Origin of the sequence: Bacillus sp. JJ1533, assembly GCF_036965045.1 — a bacterium.
Classification (GTDB): Bacteria; Bacillota; Bacilli; order Bacillales; family Bacillaceae_L; genus Ferdinandcohnia.
In genome coordinates this window covers 50484-70550 of record NZ_JBALOV010000027.1, presented here as the reverse complement: position 1 = coordinate 70550, position 20067 = coordinate 50484, and the positions used below count along the sequence as shown (strand labels likewise).

Annotated in this window: 22 protein-coding genes; 19 read left to right on the top strand and 3 right to left on the bottom strand. The window is 38.5% G+C overall.

Annotated elements, in window-relative coordinates:
- The first annotated feature begins 7 nt into the window (after positions 1-7).
- On the top strand, positions 8-640 hold the full coding sequence (locus V7138_RS14810; RefSeq protein WP_335398661.1) for a hypothetical protein: 633 nt from the start codon (positions 8-10) through the stop codon (positions 638-640).
- A gap of 55 nt (positions 641-695) precedes the next feature.
- Here the strand turns inward: V7138_RS14810 and ric are convergent, their stop codons facing one another.
- Positions 696-1403, bottom strand: a complete 708-nt coding sequence (ric, locus tag V7138_RS14805) for an iron-sulfur cluster repair di-iron protein (protein WP_335398659.1) — start codon at positions 1401-1403, stop codon at positions 696-698.
- Between the two features lie 310 nt (positions 1404-1713).
- On the opposite strand from ric, the gene V7138_RS14800 reads away from it, so the two are divergent.
- The 12 genes from V7138_RS14800 (at position 1714) to V7138_RS14745 (ending at position 13506) form a co-directional block, all read left to right on the top strand.
- Positions 1714-2982, top strand: coding sequence for a molybdopterin molybdotransferase MoeA (locus V7138_RS14800; RefSeq protein WP_335398657.1), 1269 nt, complete (start codon positions 1714-1716; stop codon positions 2980-2982).
- Entirely contained in the window at positions 2967-3473 is a 507-nt protein-coding gene (gene mobB, locus V7138_RS14795) for a molybdopterin-guanine dinucleotide biosynthesis protein B (RefSeq protein ID WP_335398681.1), read from the top strand. Before V7138_RS14800 ends, mobB begins: the two co-directional genes overlap by 16 nt.
- Complete coding sequence (locus V7138_RS14790) at positions 3474-3947, top strand: molybdenum cofactor biosynthesis protein MoaE (RefSeq protein ID WP_335398655.1); 474 nt, start codon at positions 3474-3476, stop codon at positions 3945-3947. It abuts the gene before it with no gap.
- Complete coding sequence (moaD, locus tag V7138_RS14785) at positions 3944-4177, top strand: molybdopterin converting factor subunit 1 (protein WP_335398653.1); 234 nt, start codon at positions 3944-3946, stop codon at positions 4175-4177. Before V7138_RS14790 ends, moaD begins: the two co-directional genes overlap by 4 nt.
- A 147-nt stretch (positions 4178-4324) precedes the next feature.
- On the top strand, positions 4325-5365 hold the full coding sequence (gene argC, locus V7138_RS14780; protein WP_335398651.1) for an N-acetyl-gamma-glutamyl-phosphate reductase: 1041 nt from the start codon (positions 4325-4327) through the stop codon (positions 5363-5365).
- Between the two features lie 20 nt (positions 5366-5385).
- Positions 5386-6615, top strand: a complete 1230-nt coding sequence (gene argJ / locus V7138_RS14775) for a bifunctional ornithine acetyltransferase/N-acetylglutamate synthase (protein WP_335398649.1) — start codon at positions 5386-5388, stop codon at positions 6613-6615.
- Positions 6616-6626: 11 nt separating this feature from the next.
- The gene (gene argB, locus V7138_RS14770; RefSeq protein WP_335398647.1) at positions 6627-7403 is read left to right on the top strand and encodes an acetylglutamate kinase; all 777 of its coding nucleotides are present in this window, start codon (positions 6627-6629) and stop codon (positions 7401-7403) included.
- On the top strand, positions 7403-8557 hold the full coding sequence (locus tag V7138_RS14765; protein ID WP_335398645.1) for an acetylornithine transaminase: 1155 nt from the start codon (positions 7403-7405) through the stop codon (positions 8555-8557). The genes argB and V7138_RS14765 overlap by 1 nt, the downstream gene beginning before the upstream one ends.
- Positions 8558-8637: 80 nt before the next feature.
- Entirely contained in the window at positions 8638-9066 is a 429-nt protein-coding gene (locus tag V7138_RS14760; protein ID WP_335398643.1) for a carbamoyl-phosphate synthase domain-containing protein, read from the top strand.
- Positions 9067-9143: 77 nt separating this feature from the next.
- Entirely contained in the window at positions 9144-12269 is a 3126-nt protein-coding gene (locus V7138_RS14755) for a carbamoyl phosphate synthase large subunit (protein ID WP_335398641.1), read from the top strand.
- Complete coding sequence (argF, locus tag V7138_RS14750) at positions 12266-13225, top strand: ornithine carbamoyltransferase (protein ID WP_335398639.1); 960 nt, start codon at positions 12266-12268, stop codon at positions 13223-13225. Before V7138_RS14755 ends, argF begins: the two co-directional genes overlap by 4 nt.
- Positions 13226-13326: 101 nt before the next feature.
- Positions 13327-13506, top strand: a complete 180-nt coding sequence (locus tag V7138_RS14745; RefSeq protein WP_335398637.1) for a YjzC family protein — start codon at positions 13327-13329, stop codon at positions 13504-13506.
- A 30-nt stretch (positions 13507-13536) separates the two neighbouring features.
- On the opposite strand, the gene V7138_RS14740 is transcribed toward V7138_RS14745, so the two are convergent.
- Positions 13537-13725: a YjzD family protein gene (locus V7138_RS14740; protein ID WP_335398635.1), complete on the bottom strand. Its 189-nt coding sequence runs from the start codon at positions 13723-13725 to the stop codon at positions 13537-13539.
- Between the two features lie 152 nt (positions 13726-13877).
- On the opposite strand from V7138_RS14740, the gene V7138_RS14735 reads away from it, so the two are divergent.
- The 3 genes from V7138_RS14735 to V7138_RS14725 all read left to right on the top strand — a co-directional run bounded on the left by V7138_RS14735 (position 13878) and on the right by V7138_RS14725 (position 16306).
- The gene (locus V7138_RS14735; RefSeq protein ID WP_335398633.1) at positions 13878-14609 is read left to right on the top strand and encodes an alpha/beta hydrolase; all 732 of its coding nucleotides are present in this window, start codon (positions 13878-13880) and stop codon (positions 14607-14609) included.
- An 88-nt stretch (positions 14610-14697) separates the two neighbouring features.
- Positions 14698-15258 carry a hypothetical protein gene (locus tag V7138_RS14730; RefSeq protein ID WP_335398631.1) on the top strand — a complete coding sequence of 187 codons (561 nt, stop codon included), beginning with the start codon at positions 14698-14700 and terminating at the stop codon, positions 15256-15258.
- Positions 15259-15349: 91 nt separating this feature from the next.
- Positions 15350-16306, top strand: a complete 957-nt coding sequence (locus tag V7138_RS14725; protein ID WP_335398629.1) for a BMP family ABC transporter substrate-binding protein — start codon at positions 15350-15352, stop codon at positions 16304-16306.
- A gap of 29 nt (positions 16307-16335) precedes the next feature.
- Here V7138_RS14725 and V7138_RS14720 read toward each other — a convergent pair whose 3' ends face one another.
- A complete protein-coding gene (locus V7138_RS14720; RefSeq protein WP_335398627.1) occupies positions 16336-16626 on the bottom strand; it encodes a hypothetical protein in 291 nt (96 codons plus the stop codon).
- Positions 16627-16882: 256 nt separating this feature from the next.
- Between V7138_RS14720 and V7138_RS14715 the strand changes: the two genes are divergently transcribed.
- The 3 genes from V7138_RS14715 to V7138_RS14705 all read left to right on the top strand — a co-directional run bounded on the left by V7138_RS14715 (position 16883) and on the right by V7138_RS14705 (position 19991).
- On the top strand, positions 16883-17815 hold the full coding sequence (locus tag V7138_RS14715) for a beta-ketoacyl-ACP synthase III (protein ID WP_335398625.1): 933 nt from the start codon (positions 16883-16885) through the stop codon (positions 17813-17815).
- Positions 17816-17888: 73 nt separating this feature from the next.
- Positions 17889-19127: a beta-ketoacyl-ACP synthase II gene (gene fabF, locus V7138_RS14710; RefSeq protein ID WP_335398623.1), complete on the top strand. Its 1239-nt coding sequence runs from the start codon at positions 17889-17891 to the stop codon at positions 19125-19127.
- Positions 19128-19343: 216 nt separating this feature from the next.
- Positions 19344-19991 carry a DUF2268 domain-containing protein gene (locus V7138_RS14705; protein ID WP_335398621.1) on the top strand — a complete coding sequence of 216 codons (648 nt, stop codon included), beginning with the start codon at positions 19344-19346 and terminating at the stop codon, positions 19989-19991.
- Positions 19992-20067 lie beyond the last annotated feature (76 nt).

The following is a 20067-nucleotide window of genomic DNA, read 5'->3' as shown; positions in this document are numbered from 1 at the left end:
GTGAAATATGGACCGTTTACGTTATTTAATAATTGGACTACTTTTACTTCTATTCGTTTCATTCCCGTATGTAAGGGTATTGTTGGAAGAGAGCATGGTCGGTACTATGCTGATTCAATATCCATTATTAGTAGGGGGTGGCTATTTTCTTGCTAAAGGGTTTCCAAGGAAATGGCGAAGCTTTTTTCTTTATTTCAATGAAAATGGGATTGCGGGGATGCTAATCACAATATGTGTTATCGGCTATTGGGCTTTGCCAAGATCGATTGATGCAGCATTGAACGAACCATTTATGGAGTTGGCGAAATATATTAGTTTGCCCTTTTTAGCGGGGGTCCTATTGTATTATAGTTGGCAGTTGCTTGGATCAATAAGCAGAGCTTTTGTATGGGCAAATCTTATTTCGATGATTTTTGTGATGAGTTGGCTTTATTCAGCATCACCAGCAAGACTTTGTAATAATTATTTAGTTACTGCCCAGCAACAGCTCGGTAAAGCTATGTTTGTACTAGGATTGGTTCTTTGTATTCTGTTCATGTTACGTGTTTTTATTGGGAAGCCTGTGGTCCAATACACAAAAAAGGAAAAGCGGCGATTCATTCGTATAAAGACCAAAAACACCTCCTCTTACAACATTTAAATAACATAAATAACCCACGATTTTTAAGGGGAATCCTGGGTTTCTTTCTGTCTGACTATTTGTTCCCTGCTGCTCTTGAGAATAGGATATAATTTTCTAAATGAATGTGCTCGAATAGGTCTGCCTCTAGTGCTTCAAGGCGTTGGTAGACTAAACGGTAGGTTCCACATGCACCGATTGGCGGTTGGAAATCATTTGTGATGTCACGAATCTCTTTGATAATATTCCCAGCCTCATCGTGATCGCCTTCTAATTCTGCCACATGTTTTTTCACTAATTCGTGATTTTCAGTGGTGGGCTCTTTTTCAAATTTCACGATAAGAGGGAATGATTCTGCTTCCTCTTTAATTGTGTGTTGTTCAAGTTCGACCTTTAATTGATTAAACAGTGAATGCACTCTTGCAAGATGTGGATGATTTCCTCCATGTACTCGTAGCACTTTAGTTACATATGGACTAAGCTGAGGAAGCTCTTCATTTAAATAACGGTGATGCTTATTCACAATATGGTCGATTAATTCTGAATAGCTTGCGGCCTTCCAATCAACTGTTTTCTCATTTAATTCTTTCATTTCATGATAAAGTGTATTTAATTTTAACAGCACCTCATCCGTGGAAAGATTTCTTTCCTCAATGGCATCTATAAGTGGTCGGTTACCGCCACAGCAAAAATCAATTCGGAGTTTTTTGAAAAGGTCTCCTGCCTTCGGAAACTCAGTTACAATTTCTCCAATGATATGTTGTTCTGTAAACGTTGGTTCCATAATTCTACCTCCTAATTAGTAAGCTACTTATAGGATAGCTTTTCAAAGGGCAGAGTGATGTGATACGAATCACACTTTTGTAGAATATCGCCATATATTCAGTGTGAAGTGATGAACATCACAGGTTACAAAGGGGCACATTTGGTAGGATTAAACCATATATTGAATGCTGCAAGGAGATGTCAAACGATGTCGATGACAAACTTGAAGAAGGAATCATTCAGTTAAATGAAATCACAGCAAGAAAGTAGTTGTTTTTGCTTAAATATACTACAATAGGAAAAAAGTAGATAAAAAGTTGGTGATGAATATGGTTGAAAGACGAACACCGATCCCCGTTCCGGAAGCGGTATCGAGAGTCATGGAATTTGCAGGTTCAGGGTCACAGGAAAAAGTATCAATTGAAGCTAGTTATGGACGGTTTCTAGCGGAGGACGTAGTTGCTGATCACGATGTGCCACATTTTGATCGGTCACCATACGATGGTTTTGCTGTACGTGCAGTCGATACAGCAAATGCCGGACAGGACCATCCAATTGAGTTTGAGGTAATAGAAGAAATTGGAGCTGGTTCTGTTACATCGAAAAAGGTGGCAGCTTATCAAGCAGTACGAATCATGACAGGAGCAGCAATGCCATCGGAATGTGATGCAGTTGTGATGCTCGAATTGACAACTGAATATGAACGTAATGGTAGGAAATACATGTCTATAAAGCGACCATTTAAGTCTGGCGATAATGTATCGTTCCAAGGAGAAGATACAAAAAAAGGCACAGTTTTAGTGGAAAAAGGAGTTTTTATTAATCCTGGTGTAAAAGCCTTATTAGCGACCTTTGGTTACCATCAGGTTGAAGTAGCAAAGAAACCAGTCATTGGTATTTATGCAACAGGCACAGAATTGCTTGATGTAAATGAGGAGCTAAAACCTGGTAAGATTCGAAATAGCAATGCTTATATGATTAGTGCGCAAATCGAAAGGGCGGGTGCTGAGCCAAAGTATTTTGGAAAACTCCCAGATGATTTTGAACATTGCTTTCATGCAATAAAAAATGCAATCGACGAGGTTGATATCTTAATTACCACTGGTGGAGTATCTGTTGGGGATTATGATTATCTTCCTGCAATTTATGGTAAATTAGGCGCTGAAGTCCTATTTAATAAAATTGCGATGAGACCGGGAAGTGTCACGACTGTGGCTCAGCTAAATGGTAAGTTATTGTTCGGATTATCTGGAAATCCATCCGCTTGTTATGTAGGGTTTGAATTATTAGTTAGACCAGTAGTCCGGACGAGATTATTTTCGAAAAATCCACATCTTCTAAAATTGAAAGCAGAGCTAAATGCAGACTTCCCAAAACCAAATCCATTTACACGATTTGTAAGAAGTAAAATTAGTTTCTTGGATGGAAAACTTGTAGTGGTACCAAGTGGTCTTGATAAATCAAATGTCGTATCCTCACTTGCAGGAGCAAATGCATTTATGGTCTTACCCGGCGGAACGCGCGGTTTTGGCAATGGTGATGTAGTAGATGTGCTGTATCTTGAAGATCAGGAAGGAAGTATCTGGCCTTGGAAATAAGGTTTCCACTTCTGCAGATCGTCGGGTTCCAAAACAGTGGGAAAACAACATTAGTTGAGAAAGTTGTAAAAAAGGGTACAGATTTAGGGCATAAAATAGCAACCATTAAACATCACGGACATCAAACTAGCTTAGAAAGTCTTCATCAAGAAAAAGATTCCTCCCGCCATTTTCAAGCAGGTGCGTTTGCAACAATTGTTGAGGGCGGTGGGAGTCTGCAACTGGAAGCAAAGACTTCGGAATGGAGCCTTGTGAAGCTCATACAGCTTTATGCTTTTTTTGAAAATGATATGATTGTTATTGAAGGATATAAAACTGCGGAGTATCCTAAAATCGTCTTAATAAAAAAAGAAGAGGATATGGAGTTGCTGACTTCATTAACGAACATTGCTGCAGTTATTACCTGGATTCCGATTCAAACAACGTTTCCTCTTTTTCATATAGATGATGAGGAAAACTATTTAAAATGGATATTTAGCGAGGGTACCTAAATGAATAATAATGATTTATTTAAGATTACAAGAGAGCCGATAAATGTGGAAGAGGTGACAAACAAAGTTATCAGACGCGAAGCTGGCGCTGTTACGACTTTTATCGGAACGGTTCGTGAATTTACGAGAGGAAAGAAAACCCTCTATTTAGAATACGATGCATATATTCCAATGGCAGAGAAAAAGCTTGCTCAAATCGGCGAAGAAATATCGTTGCGTTGGCCAGATGTGAAAACGGCCATTACTCATCGAATAGGTCGCTTAGATATTTCTGAGGCGGCTGTTGTCATTGCAGTTTCTACACCACATCGAAAGGATGCCTACGCAGCAAATGAATTTGCAATCGAACGTATAAAACAAATCGTTCCAATCTGGAAAAAAGAACATTGGGGAGACGGAGAAATGTGGATAGGAGATCAGTTAGAAACGAAACAATATGCAACTGGTCGACCGGAAGAGGAGGATTTGAAATGATAACGATTTTATTTTTTGCCCATTTACAGGATATGGCCGGAACAGATAGAATCACGTTACATGCAAATCAGATAACCCTATCATCTCTGAAAGAGCAGCTTGAATCTAAGCATGGTTTAAAAAATCTCGATCAAATTATGTTTGCTATTAATGAAGAGTATGCTGTCGATGACGATGTTGTAAAAGCAGGAGATACGGTTGCTTTAATACCACCAGTAAGTGGAGGTTGATTTATAATCAACTTCCCTCTGGTGGTTTTTTTGTGTAAAAAAATCTGATTTTTTATAAAAATACAATTGATTTTATTTTTATACAGACTTATAATGATACATATTCTAGATTTTTTGAACATCAACTAAAACAATGAGGTGGATATATTGAAAGCGGCAATTATAGGGGTTACCGGCTATGGAGGTATTGAATTATTAAGATTACTAGCAAACCATCCTTCCATAGACGTGCATTCCATACACACTTCGTCACAGACAGGGATGAGGCTTTCAGAGGTCTACCCCCATGTTATTAATCTTGTAAATCATTCATTAGAAGAAATTGATATTCCAAAGATTGCAAATGAAGTGGATGTCGTTTTTCTTTCAACACCATCGGGCGTTTCAACCACGATTGTACCTGAGTTATTGAATGAAAATGTGAAGATTATTGATCTATCAGGGGATTATCGTTTGAAAAACCCGAGTGTATATGAACAGTGGTACAAGAAGCCGGCTGCTTTACAGGAAGATGTGAATGAAGCCACATATGGGTTACCAGAATGGTATAAGCAAGAAATTCAGAATAGTAGGTTTATTTCAAATCCAGGCTGTTACCCAACTGCAACTGTTCTTGGTTTAGCCCCAATTATAAAAAATAAATTAATAGATGAAAAATCAATTGTAATAGACGCGAAATCTGGTATCTCTGGAGCAGGAAAAAGTCCATCAAGAACGACACATTTTGCTGAAAGCAATGACAATTTTTCAATCTATAAGGTGAATCAGCATCAACATATTCCGGAAATTGAACAAGTGCTGCAAGGCTGGAATACTTCCATTCCTTTTGTGACATTTAGTACACATTTGGTACCCATGACAAGAGGAATCATGTCTACAATGTACATCAACAGTGCGGAAGAATCTCTTTCATTGGATCACCTATATGAAATGTATAAAGAAAGTTATCAAGATTCGCCATTTGTTAGAATCCGAGAAAAAGGGTCCTTCCCATCAACAAAAGAGGTCTATGGCACAAATTACTGTGATATTGGCCTTGCATTTGATGAAAGAACAAACCGAATTACCGTGGTTTCGGTTATCGATAACTTAGTGAAGGGTGCTGCTGGCCAGGCAATTCAAAATGCGAACATTATGTTTGGCTTAGAAGAAAACACAGGATTGCACTACGTTCCATTGTTCCCATAAGAGAAAAGGAGTGACTTTGCATGATAGAAATGAAGGAAATTCAAGTTTTAAAAGTAGAAGAGGGTACTGTTGTAACACCCAAAGGATTTAAAACAGCAGGTGTTCATGCCGGGCTCCGATATTCAAAGAAGGATCTTGGGGCAATTGTTTGTGATGTTCCGGCAAATTGTGCAGCGGTTTATACGCAAAGTCACTTTCAAGCGCCTCCTCTTAAGGTTACGCAAGAAAGCATTGCCGTCCAAAATAAACTGCAAGCGGTTGTCATTAATAGTGCTTGTGCAAATGCATGTACGGGAGAACAAGGTTTACTTGATGCATTTGAAATGAGAGCGGAATCGGCTGCCCATTTTGGAATGGAGGACCACCTAGTAGCCGTTGCTTCAACAGGTGTAATTGGTGAACTCTTGCAGATGGATAAAATTAAAGCTGGCATAAAACAACTTAAACCAACGAATACAGAAGAAGCTGCTCAAGATTTCCAAACAGCGATTCTAACGACTGATTTGGTGATGAAAACAGCATGTTACCAAACAACAATTGATGGGAAGACAATTACAATTGGTGGTGCAGCAAAGGGATCAGGGATGATCCATCCAAACATGGCGACGATGCTTGGGTTTGTTACAACAGATGCCAATATTGATTCAGAATCCCTTCAAAATGCAATGAAAGCCGTGACGGATGTAACATTTAACCAAATTACGGTAGATGGTGAGACCTCAACGAATGATATGGTATTAGTCATGGCAAGTGGCTTAGCAGAAAATAATCAGCTTTCACCAGAACATCCTGAATGGAACTCATTTGTATCAGCCCTTCAATCTACTTTTGAAGACCTTGCAAAGCAAATTGCAAAGGATGGAGAAGGAGCTACCAAACTAGTAGAAGTAAAAGTAACAGGAGCTTTAACTGATATAGATGCCCGCATTATCGCGAAAAAGATTGTCGGTTCAAACCTTGTGAAAACAGCAATCTATGGAGCAGATGCGAACTGGGGAAGAATCATTGGGGCAATTGGTCATAGTACAGCAACTGTGAATCCGGATATTGTAGATATCTCAATTGGATCCATTTTGATGCTAAAAGGAAGCCAACCAGTCGTATTCTCTGAGGAACTTGCTAAAGAGTATTTAAAAGGGACCGACATTGTCATTCATGTTGACCTTCATCTAGGAAATGGTACAGGAACGGCCTGGGGCTGTGACCTAACCTATGATTATGTCAAAATCAATGCCAGCTATCGCACGTGAGGAGACTTGAAATGCAAACAATTGTTATCAAATGTGGAGGCAGCATTCTGGCAGAGCTGTCAAACTCATTTTTTGATAGTATAAAAGAATTAAAAGAAAGTGGTTATAGAGTTGTGATTGTTCACGGAGGAGGCCCTGAGATTGGTCAGACACTTGCCTCATTAAAGATTGAAAGTGAATTTGTGAATGGACTTAGAAAGACAACAAAGGAAGTCCTTAATGTAGTTGAAATGGTCTTATCCGGAAGTGTTAATAAGAAAGTGGTTACCGAACTAGAGAAGGCTGGAATTGCTTCTGTTGGTTTATCAGGCTGTGATGCAAAACTTATTACAGCAAAGCCTGTTAACCTTGAACAATTAGGGTATGTTGGTGAGATTGAACAAGTCAATGTGACGTTCCTAGAATTGCTTTTATCCCAAAATTACGTTCCAGTCATTTCACCAATCGGAATTGACGGAGATTTTACAAAGTACAATATCAATGCGGATACAGCAGCAGCGAGTGTTGCAATCGAATTAAAAGCAGAGCATTTATTATTTGTGACAGACGTAGATGGAATCAAAAAAAATGATGAGGTTCTACCGTCACTTTCCATGGATTCTGTTCTTACACTTATTGAAGAGGGGACGATCTACGGGGGGATGATCCCAAAAGTAAAAGCAGCTCTCTCTGCACTGAATGATGGAGGACTTAAGGAAATTACCATTATAAATGGAAAGGATTCTTTACTTTCTATAGACGGATCGCTAAAAGGGACAAAAATCGTAAAAGAACTAGAGGTGGTTTAATGGATGCACTATTTCCAACCTATGCGAGATGGGATTTGACTGTCGAATCAGCAGAGGGTGCAATCATTGTAGACAATACAGGAAAAAAATATTTAGACTTCGTTTCTGGAATCGCAGTATGTAATCTTGGACATCGTCACCCTGCTGTTCTTGAAGCCGTAGAAGAACAGCTGAAAAAATATTGGCATGTATCGAATTTATTTAAATCTGATATTCAACAGGAAGTTGCAGGTAAACTTGTCTCAAATTCAGAGCTCGATGCCGTTTTCTTTTGCAATAGTGGTGCTGAGGCTAATGAAGCTGCATTAAAGCTTGCTCGAAAATATACCAAAAAGTCAAAGGTCATTACGTTTCAACAATCCTTCCATGGCAGAACGTTTGGAACGATGGCTGCAACAGGGCAAGACAAAATTCATTCAGGATTTGGACCACTGCTGCAGGAATTTGTATATCTTCCATATAATGATTGTCAAGCGTTGGAACAGGCTATGGATGATTCGGTTGCAGCGGTAATGGTTGAGGTTGTTCAAGGAGAAGGTGGAGTGGTTCCAGGAACAGAAACTTTCTTAAAAAAGATTGAAGTGCTTTGTGAGAGGTATGGTTCACTATTTATAATTGATGAAGTACAAACAGGGATTGGTCGAACAGGCAAACCATTTGCTCATCAACATTTCAATCTATCACCGGACATTATGACATTAGCAAAAGGTTTAGGAAGCGGTCTTCCAATTGGTGCTATGCTTGGTAAGGAAAAGCTGAAGGAAGCATTTGGACCGGGATCACATGGGTCTACATTTGGCGGTAACCCCATTTCATTAGCAGCTGCTAAAGCCACAGTTGAAATTATATTTCAAGATGAGTTTTTAGGAGAGGTTGAGAAAAAAGGTGCTTATTTAAAAACCGAACTTACAAATGCACTTGCAGAGCAAGACTTAGTAACAGATGTACGTGGAAGTGGATTATTGCTAGGAATTGTATGCAAGGCTGAGGTTGGAGCAATTATGACAAGACTACGGGATAACGGACTGCTAGTTCTGCAAGCTGGACCAAATGTCATTCGACTCTTACCACCATTGACTGTATCTTATGAAGAAATTGATGAAGCAGTCAGGTTGATAAAAAATATTCTTGTTACCGAATACGTTTCTTTCTAACTACCAGTCATACAATAATTTTTTTTGAATAACTTTGTATAAAAATACGACAACTCAAATAAAAATACGAGGTGAAACCCATGAAGGGATATCTACACTTAGAGAATGGTGAAAGCTTTGAAGGAAATATTTGCGAAAATAGCTCTAGTACAACGGCTAAGGGCAAAATCGTATTCTTTACAGGAATGACTGGCTATCAGGATGTTATTACAGATTCATCCAATAAAGATCAAATCATTGTTTTTACTTACCCCCTCATTGGTAATTGTGGAATTAATGAGCTGAAGTTTAACACGAAGCCCGAGGTTGCAGGGGTCATCCTGTATGAAACGAAAGATAACCATTCCCATTATGATGGCAAATACTCGCTAAACCAGTATTTAAAGAAGTGGAATATTCCATTGCTCTCACATGTCGATACACGTGCCGTTGTGAAAAGAATACGAAACAAAAAGTCAGAAAAAGCAATCATTAGTCAGCAACCTGCTTTAGCGGGAGCGCTCATTTAATATAGTGGGGTATAACCAACTAACGCAACACGTATTTGATTTTAATACAGAACAGTAGGGGTAGGAGAGAAAAGTTTATGCCTAAAGATCATTCAATTCAATCTATTTTAGTAATTGGCTCAGGACCTATCGTCATCGGGCAGGCAGCAGAATTTGATTATTCTGGTACACAAGGCTGTAGAGCATTGCGGGAAGAAGGCTACAAAGTAATATTGGTGAATAATAATCCAGCAACCATTATGACTGATGAAGTCAATGCCGATGTTGTGTATTTTGAGCCACTTACAGTTGAAAGCATCGAGAAAATCATTGCAAAAGAACGTCCAGATGGATTACTTGCAACCCTGGGTGGTCAGACAGGCTTAAATTTAGCTTTTAGTCTAAGTGAACATGGAATTTTAGATAAATATCATGTAAAGGTCCTTGGAACATCGATTGACTCCATTAAGAAGGGGGAGGATCGAGAAGCTTTTCGAAGCTTAATGAAGGAACTAAATGAGCCAGTCCCTGATAGTGAAATTGTTACCACAGTTGAAGAAGCAATAGGTTTTGTTGAAAAGGTAGGATTTCCGGTCATTATTCGACCAGCATATACATTGGGGGGAACAGGAGGAGGCATTGCGCACGAAGAGCAGCAATTGATTCAACTAACAAAAAATGGCTTGTCCGAAAGCCCAATTACTCAATGTTTGATCGAAAAAAGCATTGCTGGATATAAAGAAATCGAATATGAGGTGATGCGTGACCAAAAAGGAACGTGCATTACGATTTGTAATATGGAAAACATCGACCCTGTTGGCATCCATACGGGAGATTCAATTGTTGTCGCTCCATCTCAAACCTTAACAGATGATGAATACAAAATGCTACAAGCTTCTTCTGCAAAAATTATCTCTGCATTAGGTATTGTTGGTGGGTGCAATATTCAATTTGCCTTAGATCCATATAGTAAAAATTATTATCTAATTGAGGTTAATCCGCGCGTAAGTCGTTCGTCGGCCCTGGCTTCAAAAGCGACCGGCTATCCGATCGCAAAAATCACAGCAAAGCTTGCCATTGGTTATACCTTAGATGAGTTAATCAATCCGATAACAGGCAACACATTTGCTAGCTCAGAACCTGCATTAGATTATGTAGTCGTAAAATTTCCCCGCTTCCCATTTGATAAGTTCACAGATGTTCCGAATGTACTTGGAACACAAATGAAAGCAACAGGAGAGGTCATGTCACTTGACGTGAACCTAGAAGGTGCTATTCAAAAGGCAGTTCATTCTTTAGAAGGTGAAAATGAAAGCCTACGCTTACCTAAATTAGCAAGTCTTTCAGCGACCGAGCTCTATCAACTTGTTGAAAAAGGGAGTGAAAACCGATTTTTTGCGGTGCTTGAACTGTTCAGAAGAGGAGCTAATGTAGAGGATATTCATGAAATCTCAAAAATTGATTCATTCTTCCTGCACATTTTTAAATCATTAGTGGACTATGAAGGTGAAATTTGCCAAACACCTATCAATAAGTACTCTAGTGAGTTCATGCGAGAAATAAAAGAAAAAGGGTTCACTGACCAATATATTGCTTACCTCAAGGGTGTGGAAGAAAAGCTGATTCGTGCAAAACGTAAGGAACTGGGTGTTTTTCCTAGCTATAAAAGTGTGGATACATGTGCTGGTGCATTTGCATCGCAATCATCTTATTATTACTCAAGCTATTTTGGAGAAAATGAAACAACGTTTTCTTCGAAGCAAAAGGTCTTAATACTAGGATCAGGACCCATTCGTATCGGTCAAGGAATTGAATTTGATTACAGTTCTGTTCATGGCATTTTTGCTTTACAAGAGGAAGGCTATGAGACAATCTTACTGAATAACAATCCGGAAACAGTAAGTACGGATTATGAAATTGCGGATAAATTATTTTTCGAGCCATTAACGTTGGAACATGTGTTAAATGTAATCGAAGCTGAAAAAGTCGACCAGGTGATTGTGCAATTTGGTGGTCAAACAGCCATTAATCTAGCACATGAATTAGAGGAAGCAGGAATTACGATTGTGGGGATTACGCACGACGTCATTGATCAGCTTGAAGACCGTGACCGTTTTTATAAGCTTTTAGAAAAAGTGAAAATCCCACATATTCCCGGTGAGATTGCCAACTCCTCTCAAGAACTGGTGATAAAGGCATCTGACATAGGATACCCGGTATTAATCAGACCGTCCTATGTCATTGGTGGAAAAGGAATGGTTGTCATTAGTGATGAGGGAGAGCTTGCATCCTTTGTAAGAGAGATCCCAGATGATTCATTTCCACTCCTCATTGATGCATATGTACCTGGTTTGGAAATTGAAGTTGACCTATTGTCTGATGGGAACGAGATTCTCATTCCTACTATTGTTGAACATATTGAAAAAGCAGGTGTTCACTCAGGTGACAGCCATGCGATAATGCCGGCAATTTCATTAACGGAAGATAACAAGAAAACCGTCACAAACTATGCAGAAAAAATTGTACGCGAACTGCAGTTTAAAGGGATAATGAATATCCAATTTGTCGTTGAGGATAATCAAATTTATGTTCTTGAAGTGAATCCTCGTGCGAGTCGTACCGTTCCAATCATCAGTAAAATTACAGGAATCCCGATGGCTCAACTAGCTTCCAAACTTGTACTTGGAGCATCATTACCAGAGGTCTCATCACAAACTGGCTTATTGCCGGATTTACCATACATGACTGTGAAATATCCAGTCTTCTCAACCTATAAACTGCTCGGTGACCCAACGGTTGGTCCGGAAATGAAATCAACAGGGGAAGGGATTAGTATAGCATCTACAATTGATGAGGCTTTTACAAAGGTGTTCCATAGCTATATTTTATCGAAAAAGGGTGCAGACGAGATCGTTTTCGATACGGATCTCATTCCTGCAGAAATAAAGAATTTCGCTGAGGAAATGGGTTTGAAAATAGCGGTAGCTAAAGACATTTCAGAATGGAGTAAAAGTGAAAAGGCCTTAGCATTTGTGAGTCTATCGAAAGATGAAAAATCAAAAAAGAATAAAATTGAGGCAAGTCAGAAGCGAATTCATGTTTTTACGGAAATAGAAACATTGGGCATATTTTTAAAGGCATTCCGTGATTCACACTTTTCAGTTATGTCGATTCAGGAGTATAGGGGTACCTTCAATAATGAGAAAGAAGTGAATAGTAAATGACTACTACATTAAAACATAATCTAAGTAAAGCGTTAAAAGGAAAGGATTTATTAACTCTCATTGATTTAACTCAGGAAGATATAATTGCTTTGTTAGATTCAGCAATTGAAATCAAGGAAAAACACAAAAATGGTGAGGAAACAGCTTATTTAAAAGGGAAAACGCTAGCGATGATTTTTGAAAAGCATTCGACTCGAACAAGAGTTTCTTTTGAAGCGGGTATGCTTCAACTGGGAGGAAATGCAATATATCTAAATAGCAATGATATGCAACTAGGACGCGGGGAATCGATTGCAGATACAGCCATGGTTTTATCTGAATATGTGGATGCAATCATGATTCGCACATTTGAACATGAAAAAATTGAGGAACTTGCGAAGTTCGCGAGTATTCCCGTCATCAATGGTTTGACAGAAGATTTTCACCCATGCCAAGCATTAGCAGATTTATTAACGATTTATGAACGAAACAAGACATTCAAGGGCAGTAAGCTTGTTTATGTTGGAGATGGCAATAATGTAGCCCATTCTCTAATGATTGCCGCTGCAAAAGTAGGTTTAGACTGTACGGTTGTTTGTCCACCGCAATATGCTCCGAAAGCTTTTGTTGTAGAGAAAGCCAAAGAGATTGCGAAAGAGACAAATGCGGTCATAGAGGTTAACCATGATCCAGTCGGTGGTTTAAAAGGTGCTGATTATATTTATACAGATGTTTGGGCAAGTATGGGGCAAGAGAAGGAACAGCAAGAAAGATTGCAAGCGTTCATGCCCTATCAAGTAAATTCAGAGCTTGTGAGTGCAGCTGATGACGAATATCTTTTCATGCATTGTCTACCTGCACATCGTGGTGAAGAAGTCACGGCTGAAGTGATTGATGGTCCACATTCGGTTGTATTTGAACAAGCAGGGAATCGCCTGCACGCACAAAAAGCCGTTTTAAAAGCAATTATGGAATAAAATTTTTAAGCTTTGGACTTCATGGTTCCAAGGCTTTTTTCATGATTTAAGGCATGAGTGGGAATAGTAATCATGTATTACCATTCAAAAGGAGGATTATCATGGGGCAAAGTCATGAATTTCGTGCAGGCCAAAAAGCACCGAATAATGGGATTTATGTTGAAATCGGCGAGCAAGGAGATATGGTTAAAAACCCAAAAAGCGTTAAATTAAGTGCCGGAGACGCATTCCCGGAAAACTCAAACCATAACCGCAAATGGACATATAAAAGAAAACCGTGATTAGAAAAAAAAGACCCGATGGGGTCTTTTTTAATGCTGAGGTTCCTCTACAGAATCATTTGGAATAATAGATCCGAGAATAATGATTAGGGCTGTAACGATAACAGCTACGATTGAAGATGTCTTAAAGGAATATGTAGCCGCCTGCATTGATCCAATTACATATGAAGCCATTTGGATTAAGAGGAATGTCCAAAAAAATGTCCAAAAATAACGCAATGTCTTCACCTCGTTAAACAAATTCTGTAATTAGTTTACCACAATTGTTAACGGATAGAAAAGATATTTGTTAGGCATTTCCCCCTTTCATCTTTTATTTCATAACATACACTAATCATGAAGGACGAAAACAAGAGTAGGGGAAGAGAGCAATGGTACAAAATAAATATTTTTTTAAGCTCGATACGGAGTGGTCTGCTCTTCATTTGCCAACACGTCCAAATGGCTTCGCTGTTTTAATTATCGGGGATAAAACAAATTTTGTAGAAGAGAATACCAGCTATTGGATTCAAAACTACGCAAGGTCTCAAATTCTTGAATACCTAAAAGATGAAGGATATACAGTATTTTATTCAAACTTATACGGTGCAAACTGGGGAAATCCAGCCTCCGTCAAGTTAGCTACACAACTCTATCACATCATCATGAAACGAGAAATTCTAAACAAACGCATTCATATTCTGGCAGAGGGAATGGGTGCATTAACAGCAATGCAATTAAGCCAAAAACTTAATGAAGAAATTCGCTCAATGGCTTTCCTCAATCCATGTATTGATTTAGTGGCACATATCGATAATGAAAGAAAAAATAAATTTTATTATAAAAAACTAATCAAAGAAATTGCACAAGCATATCAACTTGACGTAAGGGCAGTTGAAATGAATATTGAAAACTTAGCACCTAGAGACCATTTGCTTTTTCCAAATATCCCAATAAAAATTTGGCATAGCACAAATGAAAGGACATACACTCCAGAAATCCACAGTATGAAATACCAGGGTGCCAATGAGAAGGTTACGTTAAGCTATCATATTAGTGAAAATACGTATGCATTTAGTCGCTCAATTGGTAGCTATTTTAAAGAGAACGAAAAGGAATTATGAAAAGTCCCGATTCTTTTTTTAGAATAGGGACTTTTTATTTCCCCACAAGCATACGATACTGTAACAAAATATATGGGAGATGTTACAAGTGAAAAAGGTCATCCTATTCGACACTTTCTCGTTTGTAGGATATGGACTTTGCTGTAGAATGATTGAGAAAGAAATTCATGTAATTGGTGTAGATACAATACCAGAGGAAAATAGCCTTGAAGAAGATAAAATGCTGCGGATTGGCCGTAATGCATTTTTTGAATTTAAGGAGTACCCCATAGCAATGATGAATCAAAACCTATTCATGCAAACAGATGCTGTGATTTACCCTTGGTATAATCCAAACTCCTTAGAGCGAAATAAAAAAAACGAGGAAAAGCTTCAATCTGTGATAGAGTTCTGTTCTGAGTCAAAAACAAAGTTAATTCTAGTCTCGGCGCATTCCTTAAATAGAACTATTGATTTAGACGATGAACTTGATGAAAACTGGTATTCAAAAATTACGATTGAGAATAGTTTGTGTGAGCATCAAAAAGTTCGAACAAAAAATATTGAGTTTTTGTTTACGTTTATCCATTTTTCAAGTACAGGGTTGGAGGATGGAATCAATAAGAAAAATGAACATAAAGAGTGGATTTCCCAAACTTTTTGTGACTAACGACTTTTTTTCCTTTCTTATTCCAAACAAGTACAATAAAATGAAAGTATTATAAGATTGGTTTGTTTTTGTTTTTAAAGGAGTTGTAGTCATGCAAAAGTTGTTTAGGTGGTTGATATTCTTATTCTTAATTTCCATCCTCGTAGCTTGTGGACAAACGGATGCCAATACTGGGATTAAAAAAGTTGGCTTACTAGTACCTGATACAATTGATGATCAAGTGTGGGGTACGGAAGGATATAAGGGGTTATTGCAAATAAAATCAAAATTTCAAGTTGACGTCTTCTTTAAAGAAGGTATTACTTCAGAAGCTTCAACACGAGCAGCTGTGAATGAATTTGTTGATCAAGGTGTCAATTTAATCTTTGGTCACGGAAGCGAATATGCTGAAATTTTTAATCAGATTGCAGAAGAATACCCCGATGTCCATTTCGTTTTTTTTAATGGGAATACGAGAAAAGAGAATATTACGAGCCTAAACTTTGAAGGTCATGCCATGGGCTTTTTCGGAGGTATGGTTGCTGGTAAAATGACTGAAGCGAACAAAGTCGGTGTAATCGCCGCATTTGAATGGCAACCAGAAATCAACGGATTTTATGAAGGTGTTTTATTTCAAAATGATGAAGTAGATGTGGATATTGGCTATGTTCAAAACTGGGATGACACTGAAAAGGCAATTTCAATCGCAGAGAAAATGATAGCTGAGGGTGTAGATATTATTTATCCTGCGGGGGATGGTTTCAATGTTCCTGTAATAGAAAAGATAAAAGAAGAAGGCCTCTATGCGATTGGTTATGTTTCAGATCAATCTGACCTAGGAGAAGAAACAGTATACACAAGCACAGTGCAGCATGTAGACCAGCTCTACTTATTAGTTGCAAATAAATTTGATTTGGGCGAACTCAAATCAGGAACCCTCTATTTTGATTTCCAAGACGATGTTGTTTCTATGGGCGCCTTTAGCCCAAAGGTAGATGAAACGTTTATAAAGGAATTAAAAGGGTATATTAAAGATTACAAAGAAACAGGAGACCTACCTTCAAAATAAGAGAGGCTATCACATGTGGTGATAGCTTCTTATTTTTTTCGGAAATAATCAAGAAGTGGAGATAAGTCCTTTAATGCCGGCTTGATTTTGCTGATGGAGGTCATAATATCGTCGATTTGGTTCATCAGTTGATTGAAATCAACTTCATCTGTTTTGATTTCTTTCGTATTTTTTTCTGCTGCTTTTCTTTCATCTCTCCTAGCACGAGGGCCAAACATGAGACGATCAAACCTGGCCATCTTGGAAGGCTCACGTTCACTTTCTTGCTGTACAGTGGATTCCTCATGCGTAACATCCAAATCATCAGGCTTATTACTCATCATTTATCACCAACTTACATTTAATATCTTTCTTGAACACTTTTTACTATAATCTTATGTTTCACCACACAAAATGAAATAGGCCTGTATCACGTATAACACTAGGCAAACGTGGAATCTTACAAAAAGTAAAACCAAAGAGTTGATAACAATTAAAAAATGAATTAAAATTAGTACCAAGTCATAAGAATTGATAATAAGAAAAATGCTTATTCTATAAATTTGAGTTTTTCGCATAAATAAGGGAGATGTTTATATGGGTGTAGGAATAATCGGAATTAATCGATTTGTACCAGAAAAGGTCGTAACAAACAAGGATCTAGAAAAAATTCTAGACACTTCAGATGAATGGATTCGTACAAGAACAGGAATAGAAGAACGTAGAATTGCCGATGATGATACAAATACATCTGACATGGCATACGAGGCAGCCCGTAAAGCAATTGAAGATGCAGGAATCACTGCTGAAGAATTGGACATGATCATCGTAGCTACAGTTACCCCTGATCATCCGTTCCCATCCGTATCTTGCATGATTCAAGAACGTTTAGGTGCAAAAAACGCAGCTGCAATGGATATTAGTGCTGCATGTGCTGGATTTATGTACGGAATTATCACAGGTAAACAATTCATCGAAGCGGGTACCTATAAGCACGTATTAGTAGTAGGTGTTGAAAAACTTTCAAAAATCGTTGACTGGAGCGACCGAAATACTGCTGTTTTATTTGGAGACGGAGCTGGTGCAGCAGTACTTGGTGAAGTTTCAGAAGGCAGAGGTATCCTCTCTTTTGAATTAGGAGCAGACGGTACAGGAGCAAAACACCTTTACCAAGATGAACACATTATCATGAATGGCCGCGAAGTGTTTAAATTTGCGGTAAGACAAATGGGTGAATCAAGTGTAAATGTTCTCGAAAAAGCTGGATTAACTAGAGAGGATGTAGATTACCTAATCCCACATCAGGCAAATATTCGTATCATGGAGGCTTCAAGGGAAAGACTTGAACTACCAGTTGAAAAAATGTCAAAAACGGTAGACCAGTTTGGAAATACATCAGCAGCATCAATCCCAATTTCGATTGTTGAAGATCTCCAGGCAGGAAAAATTAAAGACGATGACGTAATAGTAATGGTAGGATTTGGTGGAGGATTAACTTGGGGTGCCATCTGCATAAGATGGGGTCGCTAGAGAAGTGTTTTTTAAAAACAATTGTGTGTAACACATGATAGAAATTTTTTATGAAGTTGGAAGGAGAACGATTATGGAAAAGAAACGTGTAGTTGTTACTGGATTAGGCACAGTCTCGCCATTAGGTAACGATGTGAAAACGACTTGGGAAAACGCAAAAAACGGAGTCTCAGGGATCGGTCCATTAACTAGAATTCAAATTGAGGGCTTACCCGCAAAGGTAGCAGCTGAATTAAAGGATTTTAATCCTGAAAATTATATGGATAAACGAGAAGCACGCCGTATGGACCGCTTTACTCAATATGCAATGGCAGCTTCCCTCATGGCTGTTGAAGATGCTAAATTAACCATCACCGATGAAATTGCTCCACGCGTTGGAGTATGGATTGGTTCAGGTATTGGTGGTATGGAAACACATGAAGAACAGCACAAGATTTTCTTGGAAAAAGGCTATCGTCGTGTAAGTCCATTTTATGTTCCAATGATGATTCCGGATATGGCAGCAGGCCAGGTATCCATCGCAATTGGGGCAAAAGGAATAAACACCTGTACTGTTACAGCGTGTGCGACAGGTACGAACTCAATTGGAGATGCATTTAAGGTCATCCAGCGCGGAGATGCGGACGTCATGATTACAGGTGGAACAGAAGCACCTTTAACGAATATGTCATTTGCAGGATTCGTTTCTGCAAGAGCTTTATCATTAAACCCAGATCCAAAAACAGCAAGCCGCCCATTTGATAAAAACCGTGATGGATTTGTAATGGGTGAGGGCGCTGGGATTCTAGTTCTTGAAGAATTAGAGCATGCGTTAGCACGCGGTGCACATATTTACGCTGAAATTGTTGGCTACGGAGCAACTGGAGATGCCCACCATATTACAGCACCAGCACCAGGCGGTGAAGGCGGAGCTCGTGCAATGCGCCAAGCTATTGCGGATGCAGGGCTTAATCCAAGCGATGTTGATTATATCAACGCACATGGAACGAGCACAGATTACAATGATAAATTTGAAACAGCAGCTATCAAGGAAGTTTTTGCTGAACATGCATATAAAGTGGCAATTAGTTCAACAAAATCAATGACAGGACATCTACTTGGAGCTGCGGGCGGTGTAGAAGCAATCTTCTCAATACTTGCAATACAAGAAGGGCTTATCCCACCGACCATTAATTATGAAACACCAGATCCAGAATGTGATTTAGACTATGTCCCGAATAAAGCAAGAGAGCAGGAAGTAAATGTAGCTCTAAGCAACTCACTAGGCTTTGGCGGACACAATGCAACGATTTTATTTAAAAAATATCAATAAGATTTTGAGTGAGAGTCAGACTTAAAGGTCTGGCTCTTTTTTTATGAAGTTGAATACAATATAGGGTCCGCGAAAGGAAGGAAGTGAGGTAGTGGGGTAATACGTACCGACGAATGGCTAAAGGAAACAGATGCAAACCCTATTGAACTTTCTAAAAAACTTACAAGCTATTTTCCAAAAGGAGCTACTGCACGAGATATTTATGAGTACTTAAAAATGCATGGAATGTATAGAACAGGTTCTAAAAACAAAGCGGAAAGTCTTCCTCAAAATGTTTGGGCAAAAGTAGAGAAAGAATATGGTGTTTTGCAAAAACAATGGAATGGCCCACAGATTCCAATTTTCATTTTACCAGCAGATGAAACAAACACCAAAATCAAAAGAGAGTTCAATGGAAAATCAGGCCTTGCCTTTAAAAACAAATTATTTCTATTCTTTTCACCACATAATACAGATTCTGAAATCAAAGCTGTTTTAACCCATGAATACAATCATGTTTGTCGTTTAAAAAAATACAGAAAAAATGAAGCCGACTTTACACTTTTGGATGTAGTCATTTTAGAAGGCTTTGCAGAAAATGCAGTCCGCGAACATTGTGGAAATGCGAGTTTGGCGGACTGGACAAAATATTACTCTGACAAGGAACTCAAAAAAATAGTACAACAACTCATCATTCCAAATCGAAATGTGAAAAGAAATGAAAGAAAACATGATGATCTTTTATATGGAAAGAAATTTTACCCGAAGATGACAGGATACTGTGCAGGCTATTATTTGGTGCGAAACTATTTGGAAGCAAACCAGCTTCAGGTTAAGGCAATACTTGGGGTGGATTCGAAGGAGTTTGTGAAGGAGTATATGTAAGATTTTTTTAAAAACCGCAGGGAGTTGTGATCCTGTGGTTTTTTTGTTTGGATAAAACAGGTAAAAGTCATAGTAT